Origin of the sequence: Clostridium sp. BIOML-A1, assembly GCF_009874105.1 — a bacterium.
In the GTDB taxonomy this organism is placed as follows: domain Bacteria; phylum Bacillota; class Clostridia; order Lachnospirales; family Lachnospiraceae; genus Coprococcus.
Genome location: NZ_WWTL01000006.1, coordinates 53,365 through 78,149, shown reverse-complemented (window position 1 = coordinate 78,149; position 24,785 = coordinate 53,365). Strand labels below are relative to the sequence as shown.

General features: G+C 42.0%; 17 protein-coding genes. 12 read left to right on the top strand and 5 right to left on the bottom strand.

What is annotated here, in order from left to right:
- Positions 1-16: 16 nt before the first annotated feature.
- Positions 17-2,695 (bottom strand): right-handed parallel beta-helix repeat-containing protein, encoded by a 2,679-nt coding sequence (locus GT641_RS06385; protein ID WP_161117097.1) that lies wholly within the window; start codon positions 2,693-2,695, stop codon positions 17-19.
- 21 nt (positions 2,696-2,716) lie between these two features.
- Positions 2,717-3,667: a glycosyltransferase family 2 protein gene (locus tag GT641_RS06380; RefSeq protein ID WP_119963289.1), complete on the bottom strand. Its 951-nt coding sequence runs from the start codon at positions 3,665-3,667 to the stop codon at positions 2,717-2,719.
- A 288-nt stretch (positions 3,668-3,955) separates the two neighbouring features.
- Here GT641_RS06380 and GT641_RS06375 point away from each other — a divergent pair, with 288 nt between their 5' ends.
- Positions 3,956-6,427 (top strand): glycosyltransferase, encoded by a 2,472-nt coding sequence (locus GT641_RS06375; RefSeq protein WP_161117096.1) that lies wholly within the window; start codon positions 3,956-3,958, stop codon positions 6,425-6,427.
- 120 nt (positions 6,428-6,547) lie between these two features.
- Here the strand turns inward: GT641_RS06375 and GT641_RS06370 are convergent, their stop codons facing one another.
- A complete protein-coding gene (locus GT641_RS06370; RefSeq protein ID WP_008401748.1) occupies positions 6,548-9,031 on the bottom strand; it encodes a glycosyl transferase in 2,484 nt (827 codons plus the stop codon).
- Positions 9,032-9,322: 291 nt separating this feature from the next.
- On the opposite strand from GT641_RS06370, the gene GT641_RS06365 reads away from it, so the two are divergent.
- Positions 9,323-10,087, top strand: a complete 765-nt coding sequence (locus GT641_RS06365) for a hypothetical protein (RefSeq protein WP_044945546.1) — start codon at positions 9,323-9,325, stop codon at positions 10,085-10,087.
- Positions 10,088-10,386: 299 nt separating this feature from the next.
- On the opposite strand, the gene GT641_RS06360 is transcribed toward GT641_RS06365, so the two are convergent.
- Positions 10,387-11,388: an aldose 1-epimerase gene (locus tag GT641_RS06360; RefSeq protein ID WP_119963286.1), complete on the bottom strand. Its 1,002-nt coding sequence runs from the start codon at positions 11,386-11,388 to the stop codon at positions 10,387-10,389.
- A gap of 344 nt (positions 11,389-11,732) precedes the next feature.
- Here GT641_RS06360 and GT641_RS06355 point away from each other — a divergent pair, with 344 nt between their 5' ends.
- Positions 11,733-12,737, top strand: a complete 1,005-nt coding sequence (locus GT641_RS06355; protein WP_161117095.1) for a GDSL-type esterase/lipase family protein — start codon at positions 11,733-11,735, stop codon at positions 12,735-12,737.
- A gap of 66 nt (positions 12,738-12,803) precedes the next feature.
- Positions 12,804-13,295 (top strand): DUF4358 domain-containing protein, encoded by a 492-nt coding sequence (locus GT641_RS06350; RefSeq protein ID WP_008401753.1) that lies wholly within the window; start codon positions 12,804-12,806, stop codon positions 13,293-13,295.
- A 106-nt stretch (positions 13,296-13,401) separates the two neighbouring features.
- On the opposite strand, the gene GT641_RS06345 is transcribed toward GT641_RS06350, so the two are convergent.
- Positions 13,402-13,749: a helix-turn-helix transcriptional regulator gene (locus GT641_RS06345; RefSeq protein ID WP_049941097.1), complete on the bottom strand. Its 348-nt coding sequence runs from the start codon at positions 13,747-13,749 to the stop codon at positions 13,402-13,404.
- A 212-nt stretch (positions 13,750-13,961) separates the two neighbouring features.
- Here GT641_RS06345 and recJ point away from each other — a divergent pair, with 212 nt between their 5' ends.
- The 8 genes from recJ to aspS all read left to right on the top strand — a co-directional run bounded on the left by recJ (position 13,962) and on the right by aspS (position 24,755).
- Complete coding sequence (gene recJ, locus GT641_RS06340; RefSeq protein ID WP_161117094.1) at positions 13,962-15,839, top strand: single-stranded-DNA-specific exonuclease RecJ; 1,878 nt, start codon at positions 13,962-13,964, stop codon at positions 15,837-15,839.
- A gap of 91 nt (positions 15,840-15,930) precedes the next feature.
- Positions 15,931-16,455 carry an adenine phosphoribosyltransferase gene (locus GT641_RS06335; RefSeq protein ID WP_008401756.1) on the top strand — a complete coding sequence of 175 codons (525 nt, stop codon included), beginning with the start codon at positions 15,931-15,933 and terminating at the stop codon, positions 16,453-16,455.
- Positions 16,456-16,592: 137 nt separating this feature from the next.
- A complete protein-coding gene (locus GT641_RS06330) occupies positions 16,593-18,857 on the top strand; it encodes a bifunctional (p)ppGpp synthetase/guanosine-3',5'-bis(diphosphate) 3'-pyrophosphohydrolase (RefSeq protein WP_243104441.1) in 2,265 nt (754 codons plus the stop codon).
- 9 nt (positions 18,858-18,866) lie between these two features.
- Positions 18,867-19,499 carry an MBL fold metallo-hydrolase gene (locus GT641_RS06325; protein WP_008401758.1) on the top strand — a complete coding sequence of 211 codons (633 nt, stop codon included), beginning with the start codon at positions 18,867-18,869 and terminating at the stop codon, positions 19,497-19,499.
- Positions 19,500-19,523: 24 nt separating this feature from the next.
- Positions 19,524-21,017: a coproporphyrinogen dehydrogenase HemZ gene (hemZ, locus tag GT641_RS06320; RefSeq protein WP_161117093.1), complete on the top strand. Its 1,494-nt coding sequence runs from the start codon at positions 19,524-19,526 to the stop codon at positions 21,015-21,017.
- On the top strand, positions 21,014-21,634 hold the full coding sequence (locus GT641_RS06315) for an HD domain-containing phosphohydrolase (RefSeq protein WP_008401760.1): 621 nt from the start codon (positions 21,014-21,016) through the stop codon (positions 21,632-21,634). The genes hemZ and GT641_RS06315 overlap by 4 nt, the downstream gene beginning before the upstream one ends.
- Before the next feature lie 41 nt (positions 21,635-21,675).
- Positions 21,676-22,926: a histidine--tRNA ligase gene (gene hisS, locus GT641_RS06310; RefSeq protein WP_119963281.1), complete on the top strand. Its 1,251-nt coding sequence runs from the start codon at positions 21,676-21,678 to the stop codon at positions 22,924-22,926.
- 23 nt (positions 22,927-22,949) lie between these two features.
- Positions 22,950-24,755 (top strand): aspartate--tRNA ligase, encoded by a 1,806-nt coding sequence (gene aspS, locus GT641_RS06305; protein WP_119963280.1) that lies wholly within the window; start codon positions 22,950-22,952, stop codon positions 24,753-24,755.
- Positions 24,756-24,785 lie beyond the last annotated feature (30 nt).

Below are 24,785 nucleotides of genomic sequence, written 5' to 3'. Positions count from 1 at the left end.
ATAAATATGATCCCATTTATCTGAGAATAAAATAGTTCGTCTGGAAATTTCCGAAAATACAGATGTTTTCCACTGTTTTATATGCCCTGATCCGGTAATAAACCGGTTTGTTATTTGGCAGATCGTGTAGGGTATAAGATGTCTGTTTTGCATTCAGGTGGATAACCTGTTTGCTGGAAAAATCTGCATATGTGCTGTATTGTAATTCGTATCCGTCCATTCCCTTTACAGCATCCCATGTGATCGTTGCTTTATTTTTTCCATTATCTGTCGTAGTTTCGACTGTTGATGAAATGACTGTATTCATTTTCTGGGCTTTTTTATCGATGTAGATTTCTTTTTTTGCTATATCACTATATATATTATCATAGATTGACCCTGAAACGGAAGCTGCAGCATGGATTCCGTATTTGAATTTTTCAAATTCATTGGATGCAATCGATACTTTGCATTTGGATAGCCGGATACCACTGATTGAAGCTGAGCCGGATAATATATTTCCTGATATAGTGGTCAGATTCTTTTTTCCTGCGGCAATATTAATAGCAGCGTTCTTATTTTCATTCAGTTCATTGTGGGCAACGGTCAGGTCGTTTTCTATACTCTGGATATTGATGCCATAGTTATTACATTCTGTAATAACATTACCGGCGATGCTGTTCCGGACGGTTGCTTTTTTATCAAGTAAGATACCGTTTGTACCGCTGCCTGAGATATGATTGCTTTCGATATTATCACAGATTATGGAGGAATCGGTAACAGCAATAGCACTTTTTCTGGCAGAGGTGATATCATTACGATTAATCTGACCTGCTATCTTGGAATAGCTTTTAACGGCAATAGAGTATTCGTTTGTATTTGAAATTGTGTTGTTGCTGACTGATTCAGATAATCTGGAATCTGAATCAATCAGAATGCCGTAACCGGAGGAGTATTTAGACTTGGATGCATAGATCCGGTTGCTTTCTATTCCTTTTGAAGTTGATCTGCCGCTTACTACGATGCCCGAGGCAACCTCTTTTTTTCTGTACTCCCCCAGGTCATAAATCTGGTTGGAGTTGATATAACGGACAGTACTCATGTTGCTGATTTTGATGGCGGGATTACCGCTTACCGCTGAGAGTGTATTCCCGATGATATCGGAAGTCGTGCTGTTGTTTTCAACTATCAGACCACCGAAAGAACATTTTTTTATTATATTATTTGTTATATCATTTGCACAGATACTGTGTTCTGTTAATTTGATTCCGGACTTGGAACAGCTTTTAATATTGTTGTTTACTATGCCGGACAGAGAGGAACGATCATATATTACAATACCGTTTCTGGACATATTCTTAATAGAATTTCCTGTTATAGAGATATCGGAGCTTTGTTTATCAACTCGAATTCCATCTCTGTATCTGGCATATGGATCTTTCTTTGAAAATTTTGCGCCTTTGATGGAATTCCCTGCTATCTCACAATTTCTGGCATCGGATATGGTTATGCCATCACCTGCGGTTATGATCGTATTATCCCGGATAGATATAGAGCTGATATAATGATTTTCTTTAGGCAGAGGATAGCCGTCTCCACCAAGAGCATCATCAGATATATCCTTTCCGTATACATAGATTCCGGCTACGATCAGGGTTGTCGGATGGTAGACAATCTGTATGGTATTTCCGCTGATCTCGGTATTCAGGTCGTGGATGGTTGCGCCGGCATACACTTTACTTCCATCCAGTATTGAGGTATTCATGGAACGATCGTAATCTCTTGCATTTTCAACAAGGATACCACCACCGCAGTTTGTGATCGTATTATCCTTGATCTGACAGTTTACATAGTTCAGACAAATGATACATTCCTCCAATACATTTTCAAATGTATTATTACTGATATTAATATTTTCATGATAAGATCCACAAAGCATCGTGTGTGTTCCGACACCGCGGGCAATATTTCGGAAAGTGTTATGTGTAATCTCTACATTTTTCATAGGCGTACCATCCTGATAGACACCGGGATATACCAGATTACTGTATGGCATATCAAGCTGGATGGATTCCTGTTTTTGAAAATTAGTTGTGGAGTCTGCGCTCTTGCCATGATCCAGAAAAGTACAGTTGCGGACATAGAAACCATCGATGGCAGCGACCTCCATCTGATGTACACAACCTCCGCCAATCAGTGTCAAGCCATCCAGAGTGACATTCCTGGCATGAAAGAGCCGGATCATACTGCCGGCATTTTCGGGTGTGCTTTCCCATATTCCACCAAGTACCGTGATATTTTCAAAGGCATCATAGCCGGAACAGCCTTCACTGGAATTGAAATGTTCATAGCCGCGGTATGGGGCATTTGTTCCGCTGATGACCATGTTGATCTTCTTAGTACCCTGATAAGTAAAATGTACATCTGTTACATCAAGGGTTGTGTTGCTATATATGTGCAGGGACTTTGAGAGATAGTAATCTCCCTTTTTTACCTTGACGGTTATGATCTGGCCGGAGCTTTCTGCGAGGTCTCTTGCATTGATCAGAGCTTCACGCAGTTTGTCCGAGATATCACTGCCATTTTTGGCAGATACTTTGATCGTTGTTTCATCAGAGGAACTGTTTTCTGCGGCTGATACGGTTATCCTGGTCTGTGCGGAAAACAGAAGAAAGAACAGAGTCAGGGTAAGTAAAGTAAGTAATATTTTTTTCAATGGATGCGCCTTCTATACAAATTAATTTATTCGATCTATGTGTTCTTTATTTGTTTCGGAAATAATATAATGTGGACGATTTTTTACTTCCAGATAGGTCTTTGCCATATATTTTCCCATAATTCCCATGCAGAGGAATTGTAAGCCTGCAATGAATATAATGATACAGGCGAGAGATGGCCAGCCGGCAACCGGATCACCGAATATTGCTTTTCGGATAATGATAAATATGACCATGATAAATGACAAAATGGTCAGAAAAATACCGAGACCGGAGGCAAAGGACATAGGAGTTTCCGAGAAGTTGATAATACCGTCGATCGCATATTTAACGAGTCCCCAGAAGTTCCATTTGGTTTCTCCCGCGATTCTGTTGACGTTTTCATATTGGATCCATTTGGTCTTAAAGCCGATCCACCCGAAAATACCTTTTGAGAAACGGTTGTATTCACACATAGAAACAATGCTGTCAACCATTTCTTTTCGCATCAAACGGAAATCCCTTGCACCATCTACAATATCGGCATCAGAAATTTTGTTGATAAGCTTGTAGAATTTTCTGGCAAAGAAAGAACGGATCGGTGGTTCACCTATACGAGAGACACGTCTGGTCGCAACACTGTCATAATCTTCGGTTTCCAGACAGTTTAACATTTCGGGAAGCAGAGATGGTGGGTCCTGCATATCGGCATCCATAACAGCGGCATAGTCACCGTCGGAATTACAGAAACCGGCATACATGGCTGCCTCTTTTCCGAAATTTCTGGAAAATGAGATGTATTTATAGTGTGAGTCGGATGCACAGATTTCTTTCATGACAGTCAATGTCTGATCGGATGAACCATCATTGATCAGAAGAACTTCTGTATTATAGTTTGTCAGTTGAACTATGACCTTATTTAACTCTGCCGCAAACAGAGGAAGGGCATCTGCCTCGTTGTAGCAGGGAATGATCAGTGTTAACTTTTTCATGAAATTTCCCCCAAATAACTATTGATATATGATTAATTTTAAGTTACCGGAATGTAGGTGTCAAGCATTCCGGAGATAATACTGACAGAATTAATATTTGAAAACGGAACGATATTAAAGATATATTTTTTGAATACATGATCCTTCTCTCATTCTTTTGGCAGTGGGCTTTTGAAGGTGGCTTTTGAAAGTGACAGGATGGGTTTGCATAGCAAACAGGGGGTGTGTTATAATTAACAATTAGGGAAAATATGCCCATAAAAATGCAAATCGGGAGAAGAAAAAACTTTGAAGGGAATAAAGAATTTTATTGCAAAGCTGCCCGGTATCCGGGGATTTCTTCGTAAATGGAGAAACATGCTTGCTGAAATAAATGCACTTAAGAAAGAAAGTGCGGGTTTGAAAAAACAGATAACTGTACTAAAAAAGAAAAATGCTGATTTTTCCGGTAAGGTGAAACAGTTAAATGCAGAAAAAAAGATAATGAATACGGAGTTGACCAAGGCTGACAGGCAGATGAAGAAGCTGCGAGAGGATGCAGCAAAGGGATGCCTGATGGCAGATTTGGCAAGATTACAGGAACTTCAGTTTGAACGAAAGACTGAGCGGATGTTTTGGAAGGCAGATCCATCTCTGGAACAGAGCGGTGAGTTAAAGCACATGGAGGAAATCCGTTTTCTGGAAGAAAAACGACCGCTTGTGTCGATTATACGACTGGATCAGAATGGAAAATGGAATCAGGATGCGGAAACAACAGAAAGTGAGTATCTGTTATTTGTAAATAAAGATACAGAAATAACAGATGGCTGGCTGGATGAGTTATTAATAGCTATGCGGGAAGCAGACAGACCGGGTGCAATTGGAGCGAAACTGGTTTATCCGGAGATCCCTGCCGGAATGGCGAATGAGGAAAAATCATATATGCTTCAGCATACAGGAATTGGATTTAAGGATGTTATACGGGAAAAAGCACATTTTATCCAACCATATAATATGAAAAATGGCCAGCCGGATTCAGATCTTAATATGGAGCTTCAGGAACGGATAGCAGTTTCGAAAAATGCCATGTTAATAAAGAAAACGGTATTTGATGAGATTGGTGGATTTGATGATCGATATATAGGCGAGTATGCAGATGTGGATCTGTGCCTGCGATTATATCAGGCAGGATATAAGAACTATTATTGTCCAAAAGCATTGGTATATAGTGATGGCGTTGAGGATCGTGTTGAAGATATAAAGGAAAAGAAACGTAGATGTACGCATGACCTGATGGTATTTAAGGGTAAATGGCAGAGATACCTTGCAAAGCAGTTATTCAATGATAAGATCAGTCAGTCACATATGTTCACAGAACAGAAATTGACAATTGCATTTGCCGTGTCGGATGCGAAGACCGGTACAGATGCAGAGGAATATTATCATGCATTATTCTTTGGGGCAGCACTTGAAGCACTTGGCTGTAAAGTGAAGATACTCAGCCGGACTGCGAAGAAGGATTGGTATAACGTAGGGGTTGATACAGATATATTGGTTCTTGTTTGTCCGGATTATGATATCGAAGCAGTGTATAACTGCAAGAATGATCTGATCAGGATATTATGGCAGCAGAAAGATAATACAGTTTGTCTGAAGTTGGAGATGGAAGCCGGACAGGATAAGGTGGCTGATATGGATTGTAGGTTTGATCTGGATTACGATTTGTATGATCTTAGCTGTATGAATGAAAAGACGCCGGCAGAGAAGAAAGAATATCTTGCGGAACAGAAAGCATATGTCATAAAGAATCATATATATGAGGATACTGCGCATGGATTTGTTCAGATGATCAGTGGGTGTTTTGATGTACCTGTCTGTTCGGATGAGATCGATATATGTGGGGCGATGCCGGATGATGAATCAAAAAAATACTGGGGAGACCAGCATTTTGCTGTTGGAATGAAAAAGGAATTTGAAAAGCTTGGGTATAAGGCAAATGTTCTTCCGAGAGACCGTTGGTATGATCAGAGCCGGGCGGGTTATGTGATCGTGCTGAGAGGGAAAAATCCTTATTACAGACCGATGGGAGATAACAGGAAATATATCATGTGGAATATTTCACATCCGGATGATGTGACGATAGACGAATATAATTCCTATGACTATGTATTCTTCGCTTCTCAGAAAATGCATGATGAGCTTGCCTCGAAGCTTCATGTGCCATCGGGAGTTGCACAGCAGTGTGTAGATGACAGTGCGATGGTATATGAAGAAGGACATGATAAGCAATATGAATTGTTGTTTGTAGGAAACTCCCGGCATGTATTCCGGCCGATCTTAAAGGATCTTATTCCAACAGAACATAAGCTGACAGTATATGGAAGACATTGGGAAAAATTTCCGGTTCAGGATTATGTTGTCAGTGATTATATGGATAACAGTAAGGTTGGACAGGCATATCATGATGCAAAGATTCTTCTAAATGATCATTGGGATGATATGAGAGAAAATGGAATTATCTCAAATCGTATCTTTGACGCATTGGCCGTTGGCGCATTCATAATCAGCGACGATATTCCAGAAATACATGAGTTGTTTGGGGATAATGTTGTGACATATCATGGACGAGAGGATCTGAAAGAAAAGATCGATTATTATCTGAAACACGAAGAAGAACGCGATGCAAAGGCGAAAGCCGGACAGAAGATTGCATTGAATGGACATACATTCCGTGATCGTGTTGCGGTTATGGTAAAGGTTATAAGAGAGATGCCGTTATAGACGGAGCACATTTTTACAGAAGAAATAATAAGACCCATATAGTTTATAGCAGAATTGAAATCTGTGTAATAAATCTATATGGGTCTTTATTATATGGTTATATGAAATTTGTTATATGGATTAGCCCATTACTACTTCTACAGCATGAGTCTTGCCATCACCGAATACAGGGAGAACATTGCCTTCAATAGCATTGCCATCTACAGTAACACTCTTGATACCCTTATTTACATGATCCGGATTTGTAACCTTGATATCATATGTAGCACCACGGAACTGACGTGTAGCATTCAGACCATCCCAAGCAGCAGGAATAGATGGATCGATCTTAAGACCATCGAAGTCTGCTGAGATACCTAAGATGTACTGTGAAATAGCTACCATGTTCCAAGCAGCTGTACCTGTAAGCCATGAGTTCTTACCCTGACCAAAGTGGTTGCCCGGCTTTCCGATATCGGAACCGGCATCCTTGCCACCGATCATCTGACCATATACATATGGTTCAGTCTTGTGGATATCAGATGTCTCCTCGGTGAAAGCAGGAGCAATCTCTGAGTAATATTTGAATGCCTGATCGCCGGCGCCTGCGTAAGCAGCAGCACAGATGATCCATGCATTGTTATGTGTGAAGATACCGGCATTCTCTTTGTATCCGCCCGGATATGTTGAGATCTCACCATACTGGATGTAATACTTTGTGAATGCAGGATTGTTAAGTACAAGTCCGTACTGTGTATTCAGACGCTCATCAATAGCAGCAAGTGTCTTCTTGTCGCAGCCCTGATCTTTACCGATGTCTGACATAATAGCGAAGCCCTGTGGCTCGATGAAGATCTGTCCTTCTTTACATTCCTTAGATCCCATCTTCTCACCGTTTGCATCGTATGCTCTTAAGAACCAGTCGCCATCCCAAGCAGATTCCATGATGTTAGCTTTCATCTTATCGATCTCAGCTTGAGCAGCTTCAGCTTCAGCGTCCATTCCGAGGTGCTTAAGAATAGCAACATAGTTAGGACCTGCATATGTAAAGAGTGTAGCAACCATAACTGACTCAGCAACCTTTGAGTATCCGCCTTCAGCAGCGAACTTAGGGTTGGTGTATGTCTGGAAACTTTCACCCGGTGTATCGGAGAAGCATGAAAGGTTGATACAGTCGTTCCAGTCAGCTCTCATTGCAAGTGGAAGTCCGTGTGGTCCAAGGTTGTTTACGATCTTGTAGAAAGAAACCTTTAAGTGGTCAAGCATCGGTTTAGCGATGGACATATCGTTGTCATATGGAACCATCTCATCAAGAATACCCCAGTCGCCTGTCTCCTTGATGTATGCAGATACAGAAAGGATCAGCCATAATGGATCGTCTGAGAAGTCACCACCGATATCTGCATTACCCTTCTTTGTAAGTGGCTGATACTGATGATAGCATCCGCCATCCGGGAACTGTGTAGAAGCGATATCAATAATTCTCTCTCTTGCACGATCAGGGATCTGATGAACAAATCCAAGTATATCCTGGTTGGAATCACGGAATCCCATACCACGGCCGATACCGGACTCGAAGTATGAAGCTGAACGTGAAAGGTTGAATGTAACCATACACTGATACTGATTCCAGATATTAACCATACGATTAACCTTATCATCAGGAGTATTAACATTTAAGATGCTTAAGAGGTTGTTCCAGTGTTCTTTGAGTTCTGCAAGACCTGCTGCAACCTTCTCAGGAGTGTTGTATTTCTCCATCATCTCAAGAGCCTTAACCTTGTTGATCGTCTTGCCATCAGCTTCGAACTTCTGGTCAACAGGCATCTCAACATATCCAAGAATAAATACAAGAGTCTTTGTCTCGCCCGGAGCAAGAGTGATCTTCTTGTAGTGTGAAGCGATTGGTGACCATCCATCTGCGAATGAATCATTTGCTTTGCCGGCTTCAACAGCCTGTGGGTTGTGGAAACCATTGTAAAGTCCGATGAATGAATCTCTGTCTGTATCGTAACCGTCAATCTCGTCATTTACGGTATAGAATGCGAAATGATCACGTCTGTCTCTGTACTCTGTCTTGTGGTAGATTGTAGAACCAACAACCTCTACACGACCTGTACTGAAGTTTCTCTGGAAGTTTGTGCAGTCATCCTGTGCATCCCAGAGACACCACTCTTCAAATGAGAAGAATGAGAAAGTCTTCTCTTCTGAGCTTTCATTTGTAAGAACAACCTGCTGAACTTCTCCGGCATAATTCTGAGGTACGAAGAAAGTAACCTCTGCCTTTAAGTTGTTCTTCTTACCGGTGATCACTGTGTAACCCATACCATGACGGCATTCATATTCGTCAAGCTCTGTCTTAACCGGTGACCAGCCCGGATTCCAGATTGTACCATTCTCGTTAATATAGAAATAACGACCACCCATATCGATAGGTACATTGTTATAACGGTATCTTGTAATTCTACGAAGACGAGCATCTTTGTAGAAGCTGTAACCTCCCGCTGTATTTGAAATCAGTGAGAAGAAATCCTGTGTTCCAAGGTAGTTGATCCAAGGATAAGGAGTTCTAGGAGATGTGATGACATACTCCTTGTTGGCATCATCAAAATAACCAAACTTCATGTAATATATACCTTCCTTTCATGTGTATTAAGATAAGTAGTGTCTGCCGTTATCAGGCAGTATCCGCTGCTTCATGATCTCTCCCTTACAAAGGACATAGCACGCCCTTTATAAAAACAGTCATATGGACATATTATATAATAAAATAGTATATTTGACAACAAAACCCAGGATAAAAGTGGAAAAATAATCATTGTAAAAAGAATCATCATCTGATACACTCAAAATGTGAACAGACATAAAAAGTTCACAAATACTATTTATTATTTTTTACTTTTAGGAGGAGAGATTATGAATTGTCCAAATTGCGGAGCAGAGACAAATGAATCTGTTTGTCCTGTTTGTGGGGCAGCAGTAGGTACAAGTGGTGGTTTTAAACTTGCGGGGAATGACCAGCCACAGCAGCCGGAGGGTGTTACATATGATGCACAGCCACAGCAGGGAATGGGGATGGATCCACAGTATGGTGGACCACAGTATCAGGGAGATCCTATGCAGAACGGTTATGCGGGAAATGCATATGGCACAGATTATCAGCAGCCAACCAAAAAGAAGAAATCCGGCGTAGGAGCAGTTATTGGAATCATTATTGCACTTGTGGTAATTGCAGCGGCAGTAATATTCTTATTTTCCGGTTCAATCGGTGGAGCAAAGAAGAGTAAAAAGCTGGTTGATGATTTCATGACCGGAATCGAAGAAGCGGATACAGCAAAGATTGTATCGCTTGTTGACAAAGAATGCGTTGCGGATAATGATGTAGCAACATTATCCAGCAGCTTCGAGCTTCTGACCTCTATGGGGGTTGAGTATTCTATTGATTACAAGATCACATCAACAGAGAAGGCAAACAGAGCAACTATCAAGAATATGTGCGAAGGTCTGTATGGTGATACATCTGTAGCAAGCAAAGTAAGATGTGCTTATATCTGTGATGTTGATTATACCATGACAATAAACTACCTTGGAGAGACAGAGACAGAGGATGACAAGATGTCACTGATCTGTTACAAGAAGGGCGGAAAATGGTATATCGGCGGAACGGTAGAGAACGAATAAGACCGAGCCTTATATGAAAACATGGCATATGCTATTCCTTACACAGAATACATATGCCGTGTTTTTTAGCTAAGGCCCTGTTTGCATGACGGTCTGACAATAAAAAGAGACATATATCATTCCTTTCGCAGAACACTTTCGTTCTATTTTCACGTAACGGTTCTAAATTCACCGCTTTTGCGGTTCATTAAGTACCGACGTGAAAAGAGGTCTGCTACAGGAATATGTATGTCTTTTTTTACTGTCAAACCTGTGTATGATGATAGATATAAAGTTAATGCTTTATTATAAACTATTTTCTACCGGACAAAGATTCGCTCGGTTACGGTTTTGGATTCGCCGGGAGCCAGTTCGGTGTAGCCGGTTACGGCAGGGTCGCCGGAGAGATTCGGAGCATCAATGTTCCAGCTCATAGGTTCCGGACAGAAGAATTCTTTCATGCCGTGATCATTCCACATGATCCAGTATTTCATAACATCACATACTTCGTAGCAGACACGGACGCCTGTAACTTTATCTGTAACGATGACGCCATAGAATGGTTTGCCGTCTAATTCATTCATCTCCGCGGTATAGAGGTCGTTGTCGATATCCTGAAGAACAGGAACCATGTCACCCTCTTTGTACATCATATCATATCTGGTAAGCGGCAGTGTTTTCTCGGTCGGGATGCAGGTGTCGCTGAGTTCCCATTTGTCACCGATTGGAACTTGTAAACGAACATTTGCGCCGCTTCCGCCATTTGTAAATGGTGCTTTGAATGCAATGTGGTTACATACACCATAAGGCATCTGCACCTTGGAAAGGTTAGTCAGTGTAAAGGAATAATCCAGTCCGTCTGCTGTCAGTGTAAAGACAAATTCAGCCTTGAAGCTGACAGGGAAAGTCTCGAAAAATTCATCATTTTCATCATATACATAAGATGTCTTTGCAACAGCACTTTCACCTTCTACATACATGTCATCAATTGTATGGCAGCGTTTGTGAAGGAAACCGTGAAGATGGTTTCCGAGTGGATCGTTACAAGGAAAATGATACATGGCATCTGAGGTTTTCAGATTTCCATGAGATAATCTGTTTGGAAGATATAAGGTAGGCATGCCATATACTTCGGCAGCAGCTTTTAATTCTGCCGGAGAAAGTGACAGATCATTTCTTAAAATATCAATATCAAGAGCTGTGTTTTCCAGCTTCATTACATTACTTCCGTTAAAAGGTGCGATCAACGCACGAAAATCTCCTGCGATAAGCTCAATACAGGTTTCGCCTTTAAAATCATAGTTTTTTGCGCTAAAGCTCATAGTTGCCTCCCATATAAAGTGATAAATATTTGAATATAAGATACATAAAATGGAAAAAGTCTGCAAGATAATATTATGTATGTGTGAGTGTGAAAACAGACTCATCTCAAAAATCTAATAGAATAGTAACACTTAAGTTAAAAAGTGTCCATAAAAATGAAACAAGATTTGTTAATTTCAACAATGGGAAAAGTCGAAAAACGACTAAAACTGCGAATTATGTAGAAATTTCAAAATCTGTACACTTATGTAAAGTGGTATGTTATAATGTGAACACTGATTAAATCGGGGTAATAACCCTTTCCTTTTATTAGAATGTAAGATCAAAAGAGGAAGCACAGATAATGGACAATGATAAACGATATAACGCAAAGCAGCATAACGCACAGGTCGACAGATGTAAAATTATTGCGGTCGCGGTAATTTTTCTGGCGAGTTCCATTGCGATATTTGCTACAAAATATAGACAGGAAATTATAGATTTCGGCAGGGATGTGAACACGGAAAATGTTGCAACAAAGTCCGATGCAGATCGAACGGAGGAGAAACCGACAACAGAGGATACGGAAGAAGCTACAACAGGAGTAACGACAGAGGCGCCGACAACAGAAGAACCGACAACGGAAACAGTAACGACCGGTGAGGAAGCATCTACTTCGGAAGCAGAAGGCGGAGCAACTTTAAAATATATAAATGATAAAGATCCGGATCTCTCATCAAAGGGAGATGACTGGTATGATAAAAAGCTTTTCAAACCGGCAAATGCAACGGATGATGCTTATTTTGATACCGCAGTTATCATTGGAGATTCCAGGACAGAAGGCTTGAGTTTATATACGGGGATGAGTAATCTGGATGCATTCTGTTCGAAGGGTCTGAATATCGAAAAAGTTATGACGGATTCAATCGTTTCGACAGATAAGGGAATGATAACGACATTAGAAGCTTTAAAGCTTAAGCAGTATGATAATATCTATATATCCTTCGGACTTAATGAGTTGGGGTGGGTTTATGATGATATTTTTATTGAGGACTATAAGACATTTATTGATTCAGTCAGAGAGATCCAACCGGATGCAACGATTTATGTAGAAAATATCCTTCCGGTTTCAAAGAAGCTATCGGATGAGGATGAGATCTATAATAATAAAAATGTCAAGAAATTTAATAAGCTGTTAAAGAGAATGTGTAAGGACTATGGAGATATCATATATCTGGATGTAGCAAGCAGTGTTACGGTAGACGGTGTTCTTCCGGCAGATGCAAGTACGGATGGGAGACATTGTAATCAGGAATATTGTAAGAAATGGCTGGAATACATCAGACAGAATGTATATGTAAGACAGTAGATCCGGAATGGATGATATTGTGATATAGAAAAAACAGAAGAACAGACAAGGAGTGTTATTGAGTAGATGAAGAATAAGATTTTAAAGATGTGTGCAATCCTTGGTATTGCAGGTATGCTTGCAGGATGTGGCACAACGGTAGGTGGAAACGGTGATTCGAAGGAAGCGCTGAATATAAACGTGACAGATATGGCAAATGAATTAAAGAACGGATTGACGTTTGAAGATTCTTTGTCCGAGTTAGATACAAATGTGGCGCTTACTTATTATGGGATTGATGCGGATAAGGTAAAGAACAGTGTAGTTGTTGTATCAACAGGTGCAACTGCAGAGGAGATTGCAGTATTTGAAGCAGCAGATCAGAGCTCTGCGGATGCCGTAAAGTCAGCATGCGAAGACAGAAAGGCAAAGCAGACAACATCCTATGCAGACTATAAGCCGTCAGAGACGAGTCGTCTGGATAAAGCGATTATCAAGGAAGATGGCAATTATGTTGTTTACTGTGTTACAGATGATACGGATAAGGCAAATGAGATCATCGACAAATATTTCAAATAATTATAAAAAGAAGCAGTTGGAGGCTGGTATGTACCGAAGGATTCGGATATATTAGATTTCAACTGCTTCTTTTTTAATATAAATACCCGGATGTGAAGATTGTCGGTTATTGTGATTGAGAATTTGAAATAGCATTAAAAATCTCTATATAGTCCCGGAAATGTTGTTTCTTTTCCTCGTCATCAGATGTCATGATCTCCACTACGGTGTGTGGGATATAAGATGGTATATCGTCAGTTTTCTGCACACCGCGGATCAAGTAATCCAGATCGATATTAAAGATATCACAGAGATCGATCATTTTCTCTAATGAGAGACTGGATTTGCCTCGTTCGATTGCGCTGCAGTGCTTTACAGAAATATCAAGCATTTCAGCGAGCTGGTATTGAGTTAGATTATTTGCGTGTCGTATCTGCACAATACGTTGTCCGATTTTGGCATATAAATTTTCCATAAAACTACCTCCACTATACATTATATTTAGAATAAAAAATCAAATAAACAACCTGTAAGGTGTATTGGCACATAACCTGATAGGTGCATAAAATGCGTATATACACGAATAAACAAAACGGCAAAGGTGTTGACGCTTTTTTTAGGGCTGGTGTATAATTCCTTTGCTTTTATAAGGGAAAATACAAGTGAGACGGACAGGAGAAGACAGATATGGCAACAGAGATAAAACCACCGATAAAATATGATATGGAATGGACTGTATATGGGAAACGAGCCGATTTTTTCGGAATCGGGGAACGTTTTCATATCGATCCGGTAACAGTCAGGGTGATCCGAAACCGGGATGTGATAACGGATGAGGATATCGATACCTATCTGAATGGAAGTCTTGATCGTCTGCATGATCCCGGGTTGATGAAAAATATGGAAAAGGGTTGTAACCTTATGCTTGAGGAGATTCGGAACAAAAAAAGGATACGGATCATTTCTGATTATGATGTGGATGGTGTGAGTTCAAATTATATCTTATATAAAGGCTTGCAGCGTGTGTGGGAGCATGAAAATGGTATATCCGCAGGAGATAAGATAGATTATGATATCCCACACCGGATCTACGATGGATATGGAATCAATATCCGTATGGTAGATGCGGCGGCAGCCGATCAGATTAGTACGATCATTACCTGTGACAATGGGATTGCGGCATTTGATGCGGTGAGAAAAGCGAAAGAATATGGTATGCGAGTGATCGTTACGGATCATCATGATATTCCATATGATACAGATGAAAAAAATATACGGATCTATAAAGTACCGGAAGCGGATGCGGTGATCGATCACAAGCAGCCGGGGTGTGAATATCCGTGCAAGGAGTTGTGCGGCGCTGGGGTGGCATATAAATTTATCCAGCTTCTGTACCGGATGTGCGGGATACCGGAGACGGAATGTGAGGCATTTATTGAGATACTTGGAATTGCAACTGTCTGTGATGTTATGAATCTGGTAGATGAGAACCGCATCATTGTCAGAGAAGCGCTGCGCCGGTTGTCCGATAGCAGCAATTATGGTTTAAAGGCATTGATCACAAACAGTGGCAGAGATGGAAAGAAGCTGTCAGCATTTGATCTGGGATTTATCATTGGACCGTGTATCAATGCGGCGGGCAGACTCGGGGATGCAAAAACCAGTTTGGAGTTCCTGCTCGAAACCGACAGCTATAAGGCAAATGAACGGGCGATTGAGTTATTGAATATCAATAATGCCAGAAAAGATATGACAGAGCAGGGAACGAAGACCGCGATCGAGCTGCTTGAGAAATCGGATCGCCTTCTGATGGGCGCAGTCCCGGAGACGGGGGTTGCGGCATTATCTGATAAAGTGCTTGTTATGTATATTCCGAAGCTTCATGAAAGTCTGGTCGGGATTATCGCAGGCAGGATCAAGGAACGGTATTATCGGCCGGTGCTGTTATTTACGGATGGTGAGAAAGAAGGAATCATTAAGGGATCGGGTCGTTCGATCGAAGGCTATAATATGTATGATGAGATCAATAAATGCAGTGATTATTTCACGAAGTTCGGCGGACATGAGATGGCAGCGGGCTTTTCCATGGAGAAGCGGAATCTTGCCAGACTTCGTGAAAAGATGAATACGAATTGTACATTAGATGAAAAACTGCTTACCCCGAAACTTCGGATCGATGTACCTATGCCGCTTGATTATGTAAGTATACCACTGACGGAAGAACTGGAGCTTCTGGAACCATTTGGAAAAGGAAATGAAAAACCGGTATTTGCCCAGAGTGGTGTGTATGTAAAAAGTGCGAGGATCATGGGGAAAAGACAGAATGTTCTACGGGTTACGTTCCTGATGGAAAACGGTGGCACGATCGAGGGCATAAGTTTTGCCCCGGAAGTGTTTATTTCTAACATAAAACAGTGGTTTGGAGCAAATGAATGTGATAAAATACTAAAAGGAATGCCCGGTCATGTTGTATTAGATATTGCCTATTATCCGGATATCAATGAATTTGCGGGAAGAAGAACGCTGCAGATTCGTTTGCTCGAATATCGAAAGCATGAGGGTTAGAGATTTAACCGGCCTTTTGATATTATGTGGATGGCGGAAAAGGAAAATGTAAATAAATGTAGAATATACATATATATGTAGGAGGAAGATTATGAAAAAGATAGAAGAATATGTTACAAGTATACCGGATTTCCCGGAGCCGGGAATTATTTTCAGAGATATTACCAGTGTGATCGGAGATCCGGATGGATTGAAGCTGGCGATAGATTCATTAGATGGTCTGCTTGAGGGCGTAGATTATGATGTAATAGCCGGGGCGGAGTCCAGGGGATTTATCTTTGGAACACCTCTTGCATATAAGAATGGAAAGGGATTTGCACTGGTAAGAAAAAAGGGCAAGTTGCCTAGAGAGACGATTGAGGCATCCTATGATCTGGAATACGGAAGTGCTACGATAGAGATGCATAAGGATGCGATCAAGCCGGGACAGAAGGTTGTCCTTGTAGATGATCTGATCGCAACCGGCGGAACCATGGAGGCGGCTGCAAGACTGGTAGAAGAACTGGGCGGCGAAGTGGTAAAGATCATATTCTTGATCGAACTTGCAGGCTTGAAGGGCAGAGAGAAGCTTGCCAAGTATGATGTGGCTTCTGTCATCTGCTATGATGGCAAATAAAAATGATCATCTGATTCACAGATGAAATTGGAATAGAAAAATTCGAATTGGGAAAAGTGGTGAAGATCATGGAAAACGTAAAAGATAAAGCAGAAAGCATGGATGAATTAAAAGAGCTTGCGGCAAAGGCGAGTGCAATGGAGAATAAACCGGTGAGGGAAAAAAGAGATATCGACTTGTCTACACCTGCGGATTTTACTCCGCCGGAGGATCTGTATAAGGAACTGATCAAGAAGATTCTGACCTATCATCCATCCACAGATATTTCGATGATTGAGAAGGCATATAAGGTGGCATCCAAGGCGCATGAAGGACAGCTTCGGAAGTCCGGGGAGCCATATATCATGCATCCACTCTGTGTTGCTATTATTCTTGCAGAACTGGAGCTGGATAAGGAAACGATCGTTGCAGGAATCCTTCACGATGTAGTAGAAGATACGGTTATGACCTCGGAGGAGATCGCGGCAGAGTTCTCAGAAGAAGTAGCGTTTCTGGTGGAAGGTGTTACCAAACTGACCCAGTTAAAGATGACAACGGATAAGATCGAGGTACAGGCAGAGAATCTGAGAAAGATGTTCTTATCTATGGCAAAGGATATCCGCGTTATCCTGATCAAGCTGGCAGACAGACTGCATAACTTAAGAACGTTACAGTATCAGTCACCTGCAAAACAGGTGGAAAAAGCACGTGAAACAATGGATATCTATGCACCGATCGCACATCGTCTTGGTATCAGCAAGATCAAGGTAGAACTGGATGACCTGTCTATGAAGTATCTGATGCCGGAGGTATATAAGGATCTGACAGCACAGATCGATGCGAGAATGCATGAACGGGAAGCCTATATCAAACGTATCGTTGCAGATGTAAAGAAGCATATCGATAATGCGCATCTGGATGCGGAGATAGACGGTCGTGTAAAGCATCTGTTCAGTATATATAAGAAGATGAAGAACCAGAACAAGACGCTGGATCAGATCTATGATATCTTCGCAGTTCGAATTAAGGTAGAGACCGTCAGGGACTGCTATTCAGCACTTGGAATCATCCATGAGATGTATAAGCCGATTCCGGGACGTTTTAAAGATTATATCGCAATGCCAAAGTCAAATATGTATCAATCCCTTCATACGACGTTGATCGGACCGGAAGGACAACCATTCGAGATACAGATCCGTACATTTGAGATGCACCGGACGGCTGAATATGGTATTGCTGCACATTGGAAATATAAAGAGAACATAACCGGTACGGTTATGCAGAAGGAAGAGGAAAAGTTGTCATGGCTTCGTCAGATCCTGGAGTGGCAGAGAGACACTTCGGATAATAAGGAGTTCATGAATTTCGTTAAGACAGACCTGGATCTGTTCGCGGAACAGGTATACTGTTTTACGCCTGCAGGTGATGTCAAGAATCTGCCAAGCGGATCTACGCCGATTGATTTTGCTTATGCTATTCATACGGCAGTCGGTAATAAGATGGTGGGTGCGCGGATTAACGGACGGCAGGTTCCGATCGATACCAAGTTAAATAATGGTGACCGGGTAGAGATCATAACATCCCAGAATTCGGCAGGACCGTCAAGAGACTGGTTGAATATCGTAAAGAGTGCACAGGCAAAGACGAAGATCAATCAGTGGTTCAAGCATCAGTTTAAGGATGAGAATATCAGCCGCGGTAAGGAATTGATCCTTGCATATTGTAAATCAAAGGGGCTTGATTATTCCCTGTATTCCAAGCCGGAATATCAGGAACGTGTTTATAAGAAATATAATTTTGCCGATTGGGAAGCTACGATGGCGGCAGTCGGTCATGGTGGAATCAAAGAAGGTCAGGTTGTCAATAAACTGATCGAAGAATATAACAAGGATCATACAGAACAGCCGGATGATAAGGAGATTCTGGAAGCATATGCATTAAAGCGGACACCTCATTCGTCCCACGGACAGGGAGGAATCATCGTAAAGGGTGCAGATGATGTAGCAGTTCGTTTCTCCAAGTGTTGTTCGCCGGTACCGGGTGATGAGATCATCGGATTTATCACCAGAGGACGAGGTATCTCGATCCATCGTACAGATTGTGTAAATGTGCTCTGCATGAGTGAGGAAGACAGAAACAGGATCATTGATGCAGAATGGCAGCAGGATGCGGTTGCAGATAATACTTACCTGACAGAGATCAATATCTATGCAGATGACAGAAGCGGAATCCTTTTTGATATCACGAAGATCTTAAGTGAGGCTAATATCAGTGTTAACAGTATCAACAGCCGGACAAGTAAGCAGGGTAAGGCGACAATCACGATCAGCTTCTCGATCAAATCGGTCGATCAGTTGAACGCGATCATTGCAAAGATTCGAAATGTTGACAGTATTATTGATATAGAGAGAACAGTGGGATAGGAGATCCGAATGGCAGAATTAGAAGTGAAATTATATCAGTTGGGTGATTTGGGAACCAACTGTTATATCGTAAGTAATCAAGAAACAAAGGAAGCAATCGTGGTTGATCCGGCGGATAATGCAGATTTTATTTATAAGAGTCTGACAGATGCGGGACTTACCTGTGTTGGCATCTTCCTGACACACGGACATTATGATCATATCGGGGCGCTGGATGATCTGAGAAAACTGACAGGAGTAAAAGCATATGCTTCCGAGGACGAGAAGCAGGTACTTGAGAGCAGGACAGGAAATCTGTCTGCAATGTTTGGTCATCCACTTGAGACGTCAGCAGATATTTATCTGCAGGATGGACAGGAGGTTGCAGTTCTTGGAACTGTAGTACGATGTATCAGTGTGCCGGGACATACGGTAGGTGGAATGTGTTATTATTTTGCAGAAGGACATCTGCTGTTTACCGGAGATACATTATTTGCCTCATCGGTTGGCAGATCGGATTTTCCAACCGGAAATGAACAGGATCTGTTAGAGGCGATCGAGACGAAGCTACTTGTACTGCCGGAGGAAACAGCCGTGTATCCGGGACACAACGGAACTTCAAGGATTGGCAGAGAAAAGAAGTTCAATCCATTTTTTTCATAAATAACGATAAGGAACTAGATTGACATGATTTGTCTGATTCAGAATGTAGAAGATTATAATAATGACCTGAGAGTAATTCTCATGGCGTTTTATATGGGTGTGAAGATTATTACCCCGGAAAATATAGAGAAGAAGCCTGAACTTGGTGCGGATATTACTGCAACACTTGTGGCAGAATTTGCAGAAGATCAGACAAAAATCTGGATGAAGGACGGCGGTCTGGATGTGGAACCGGATATCGTGATCGATCAGGACTATCATGACAGAAAGGTATTCCGTAATATTCTGAAGCGTGCCATGTACCGGATGCTGTCAGAAAGAACCGGAAGGGTTCTTCCATGGGGAAGTCTGACCGGAGTACGTCCGGTGAAGATTGCAATGGAAGCGGTAGAACGTGGATGTACAGATGAGGAGATACGGAAGCTGTATCAGGAGACTTATGTGGCAAGCCTGGAAAAGGCAGATGCCTGTGTGAAGATTGCCAGACGTGAGAAAGCGATCATTGAGACGATCGACGAGCGGAATGAATACTGCCTGTATATCGGCATACCATTTTGCCCGACGAGATGTCTGTACTGCTCCTTTACCTCTTATCCGATCGGTGTTTATAAGGATAAGGTCGATGCTTATCTGGATACAATGGAAAAGGAAATGGAGTATGTCGCAGCAAGTTATACAGAGAAGAAACTGGTATCCATTTATATCGGTGGCGGTACGCCGTCTTCGATCAGTGCGGAACAGATGGATCGTCTGTGCAGCATGATCGAGAAGCATTTTGATCTGTCGCAGGTTCGGGAATATACGATCGAAGCAGGACGCCCGGACAGTACGACGGCAGATAAGCTGCAGGTGATGAAAGCTCATGGCGTAGGTCGTATCAGTATCAATCCGCAGACGATGAACGGAGAGACACTGAAGCTGATCGGCAGAGCACATACACCGGAGCAGGCAGAAGAAGCATTTAAGAGAGCCAGAGAAGCAGGCTTTGATAATATCAATATGGATCTGATCGTAGGTCTTCCGGGTGAAGATGCAGAGATGGTGAAGCGGACGCTGGAAAAAGTGAAGAAGCTTGCACCGGAGAGCCTTACGGTTCACACCCTTGCGATTAAACGGGCAGCACATCTGAAACAGGAGATGGACAAATACAGCTTTGCAGGTGATGTGGACGAGCAGTTATCACTGGTCGGTCAGGCAGCAGAGGAACTGGGTCTTGCACCATATTATCTGTACAGACAGAAGAATATGGCCGGCAATTTGGAAAATGTCGGATATGCAAGACATGGACTGGAATGTCTCTATAATATCCTGATCATGGAGGAACGGACAGACATTATAGGAATCGGTGCGGGAAGCTCCAGTAAGCTGATCCGCAGGGAAGGTGATTCGGATCCGGTTACTGGAGAGATGATTACAGGAACCCGAATCGATCGTGTGGAAAATTGTAAGAGTGTAGACGATTATATCGCGAGAATTGATGAAATGATTGACAGAAAAAAGCAGGCGTTTGCAAAATGACAGATAAAGTTATAAACTTAGACATAGATAAAGAAATTGAATACTATGAACAGGATCTGAATGATGCCATCCGTCATGGAATGTGTGTCAGCCGGTTGTCGTCGGAGCTTGCCAGAGAACTGGGGCTGTCAGAAGATGAGATCCATAAGATTGCGGTTGCCGGAATGATCCATGATATCGGAAAGCTTCGTATTACACCATATATCTATGGTCGTGGCAATTCCATGAAGATTGAGGAAATGCGTTATGTGAGACTCCATGCGAAGCTTGGAGCGGATATCGTAAAAAAAGAAGGCTACGGAGATGATATTGCGGATATTATCCTGTATCATCATGAGAACTACGATGGCTCCGGTTATCCGTTCTGCCTTCAGGGAGATGAGATCCCGATCGGAGCAAGGATCATTCGTGTATGTGATGTGTTTGTCGCGCTCATAAGTGATCGTGCATACCGGAAAGCATTTGAACCAAAGACTGCATTATTGATGGTGATCGATGAAGTGCGGCATTTTGACATGAATGTATTTCTCGCATTTCAGAGAATTATAAATACAACCGATATTTTAGATGAGGTTCAGTCAATTTTAAAAGGAAGCTATAAATCACAGATCAGTTGATGTATAGTATAAAAATATGAACAATAGATGGAGGATGGAATATGATAACTCAGGCACCAAGAGGAACCAGTGACTGGTTCGGTGACAAGATGAGAACACGTACACAGGTAGAAGCAATGGCAAGAAATCTGTGTGAGAAATTCAATATAAAGGAAGTGATCACACCGGTATTTGAGCATACGGTTTTGTTCCAGCGTGGTGTTGGAGAGACGACCGATGTAGTACAGAAAGAAATGTACACCTTTGTTGATAAGGGTGGAAGAAGTATCACATTGAAGCCGGAAGGTACAGCAGGTGCGATCCGTGCTTATGTTGAGAATAAATTATATGCAGAACCACAGCCGGTCAAGATGTTCTATATCACACCGGCATTCCGTTATGAGAAGCCGGAAAGCGGACGACTTCGTCAGCATCACCAGTTCGGTGTTGAGTTTGTCGGATCTCCAAATCCAATGGCAGAAGTTGAGGTTATGACACTGGTATCAACTCTCATCAGGCAGATCGGTCTGTCAGATGCGAAGCTGCATATCAACAGTATCGGATGTCCAAAATGTAAGAAGGTGTACAATGATGCACTGATCTCCTATTTGAAAGGGCATGAAGAGGGACTCTGCAATACCTGTAAGGAACGTATGGTTAAAAATCCGCTTCGTGTTATTGACTGTAAGGAGCCGGGCTGTAAGGCGATCGTAAAGGATGCCCCAAGAACGATTGATTATCTGTGTGAAGAATGCGATGCTCATTTTAAGGAGCTTCAGAGACTTCTGACAGAGCTTGAGATTCCGTTTGAGGTTGACACCGGAATCGTTCGTGGCCTGGATTACTATACAAAAACAGTATTTGAATTTGTGAATAAAGAGGGCTTCACCTTATGCGGTGGAGGAAGATACGATAATCTGGTATATGAGATTGATGGAAAAGAGGCACAGCCATCTGTTGGATTCGGTATGGGAATTGAAAGAATCCTATATTTCCTTGAGAAAGAAAATATCAATCTCGCACCGGAAAAACCGATCGACTTATATGTCGGTATCATGGGTGATTCCGCAAAGGCAAAAGCTTATAAGCTGGTATATGATCTTCGTCTGGCAGGTTATATTGTGGAGACAGATTATATGAATCGAAGTGTAAAGGCGCAGATGAAATATGCAAATAAATTAAATGCGAGATACACGATCATTATTGGTGATAATGAATTAGAGACCAATACCGGTCGTATCAAGAATATGGAAACGGGCGAGCAGACCGAGATCGCGCTGGATCAGCTTGCAAGTGTATTAGAAGAAAGATAAGAACCACAGGAGGATATAGAAAAATGGCAGAATCAATGCAGGGACTGAAGCGTTCCCACAGATGTGCAGAGGTTTCAAACGCTCTTGAAGGACAGAAAGTAACCGTAATGGGCTGGGTTCAGAAGAGCAGAAATAAAGGTGGAATTATATTTGTCGATCTCAGAGACAGAAGCGGTATTCTTCAGATCATATTTGAGGAATCCAAATGCGGAAGCGAGTGCTTTGAGAAGGCAACAAAGCTTAAGAGCGAGTATGTAGCAGCAATCGAAGGTACAGTTTGTAAGCGTGCCGGTGCGGTAAATGAGAATCTGACAACCGGAGATATCGAGGTTGTAGCAACTTCCCTTCGTATCTTATCAGAGGCTGAGACACCTCCGTTCCCGATTGAGGAGAACAGTAAGACAAAAGAAGAATTACGTTTGAAATACAGATATCTGGATCTGAGAAGACCGGATCTTCAGAGAAATCTGGTTATGAAGAGCAAGGTTATGACCATTGCCAGACAGTTCATGGCAAATGAAGGTTTCCTTGAGATCGAGACACCTATGTTATGTAAGTCAACACCGGAGGGTGCAAGAGATTATCTCGTACCAAGCCGTATCCATCCGGGTACATTCTATGCACTGCCACAGTCTCCGCAGATCTACAAGCAGCTTCTGATGTGTTCCGGTTATGATCGTTATTTCCAGATCGCAAGATGCTTCCGTGATGAGGATCTTCGTGCAGACAGACAGCCGGAATTCACACAGATGGATATGGAATTATCCTTCGTAGATGTGGATGATGTTATAGATGTAAATGAAAGACTCCTTGCAAAGTTATTCAAGGAGATTTTGGATGTAGATGTACAGCTTCCAATCCGTCGTATGACATGGATCGAAGCAATGAATCGTTTCGGATCTGATAAGCCGGATCTTCGTTTTGGTATGGAATTAAAGGATATCAGCGATGTTGTTAAAGGCTGTGGATTCGGTGTATTTACAGGTGCACTTGAAAATGGCGGATCTGTCCGTGGTATCAATGCAAAGGGACAGGGCGCTATGCCTCGTAAGAAGATCGATGCTCTGGTTGAATTTGCAAAGACATACGGAGCAAAGGGTCTTGCATATATCGCAATTAATGAAGATGGCACTTACAAGTCGTCATTTGCAAAGTTCATGACTGAAGATGAGATGAACAATATCGTAGCAGCACTTTCCGGTGAACCGGGAGACTTATTGTTATTTGCAGCAGATAAGAACAAGGTTGTATGGGACACTCTTGGAGCACTTCGTTGCCATCTCGCAGAACAGATGGGACTGCTTGATAAGAATGTATTTGAATTTGTGTGGATAACGGAATTCCCACTTCTTGAGTGGTCAGATGAACAGAACCGTTTCACAGCTATGCACCATCCATTTACTATGCCGATGGAAGAGGATCTGGCGATCATTGATACAGATCCGGGTAAGGTTCGTGCAAAGGCTTATGATATTGTATTAAATGGTAACGAGATTGGTGGTGGATCTGTCAGAATCCATCAGGATGATATTCAGGAGAAGATGTTTGAATGTCTTGGATTTACAAAGGAACAGGCGTATGAAAGATTTGGTTTCCTGTTAGACGCATTCAAATATGGAGTACCACCTCACGCAGGACTGGCTTATGGTCTGGATCGTCTGGTTATGCTTATGGCAAAGCAGGATTCTATCCGTGATGTGATCGCGTTCCCTAAGGTAAAGGATGCATCCTGCCTGATGACAAATGCTCCGGATTATGTAGATGAGGCTCAGCTCAAAGAGCTGGGTATTGACATTACAGTGTTAGACGAACAGAAGACGGAAGAATAAAAAATAACAAGACTGCACACTGTATATTCT

What these genes read in the sequence shown, in the direction of transcription:
- GT641_RS06380 (WP_119963289.1), bottom strand. Translation starts at nt 3,667, where the DNA reads ATGAAAAAGTTAACACTGATCATTCCCTGCTACAACGAGGCAGATGCC.
- GT641_RS06370 (WP_008401748.1), bottom strand. Translation starts at nt 9,031, where the DNA reads ATGAAGTTTGGTTATTTTGATGATGCCAACAAGGAGTATGTCATCACA.
- GT641_RS06365 (WP_044945546.1), top strand. Translation starts at nt 9,323, where the DNA reads ATGAATTGTCCAAATTGCGGAGCAGAGACAAATGAATCTGTTTGTCCT.
- GT641_RS06360 (WP_119963286.1), bottom strand. Translation starts at nt 11,388, where the DNA reads ATGAGCTTTAGCGCAAAAAACTATGATTTTAAAGGCGAAACCTGTATT.
- GT641_RS06355 (WP_161117095.1), top strand. Translation starts at nt 11,733, where the DNA reads ATGGACAATGATAAACGATATAACGCAAAGCAGCATAACGCACAGGTC.
- GT641_RS06350 (WP_008401753.1), top strand. Translation starts at nt 12,804, where the DNA reads ATGAAGAATAAGATTTTAAAGATGTGTGCAATCCTTGGTATTGCAGGT.
- GT641_RS06345 (WP_049941097.1), bottom strand. Translation starts at nt 13,749, where the DNA reads ATGGAAAATTTATATGCCAAAATCGGACAACGTATTGTGCAGATACGA.
- recJ (WP_161117094.1), top strand. Translation starts at nt 13,962, where the DNA reads ATGGCAACAGAGATAAAACCACCGATAAAATATGATATGGAATGGACT.
- GT641_RS06335 (WP_008401756.1), top strand. Translation starts at nt 15,931, where the DNA reads ATGAAAAAGATAGAAGAATATGTTACAAGTATACCGGATTTCCCGGAG.
- GT641_RS06330 (WP_243104441.1), top strand. Translation starts at nt 16,593, where the DNA reads ATGGAGAATAAACCGGTGAGGGAAAAAAGAGATATCGACTTGTCTACA.
- GT641_RS06325 (WP_008401758.1), top strand. Translation starts at nt 18,867, where the DNA reads ATGGCAGAATTAGAAGTGAAATTATATCAGTTGGGTGATTTGGGAACC.
- hemZ (WP_161117093.1), top strand. Translation starts at nt 19,524, where the DNA reads ATGATTTGTCTGATTCAGAATGTAGAAGATTATAATAATGACCTGAGA.
- GT641_RS06315 (WP_008401760.1), top strand. Translation starts at nt 21,014, where the DNA reads ATGACAGATAAAGTTATAAACTTAGACATAGATAAAGAAATTGAATAC.
- hisS (WP_119963281.1), top strand. Translation starts at nt 21,676, where the DNA reads ATGATAACTCAGGCACCAAGAGGAACCAGTGACTGGTTCGGTGACAAG.
- aspS (WP_119963280.1), top strand. Translation starts at nt 22,950, where the DNA reads ATGGCAGAATCAATGCAGGGACTGAAGCGTTCCCACAGATGTGCAGAG.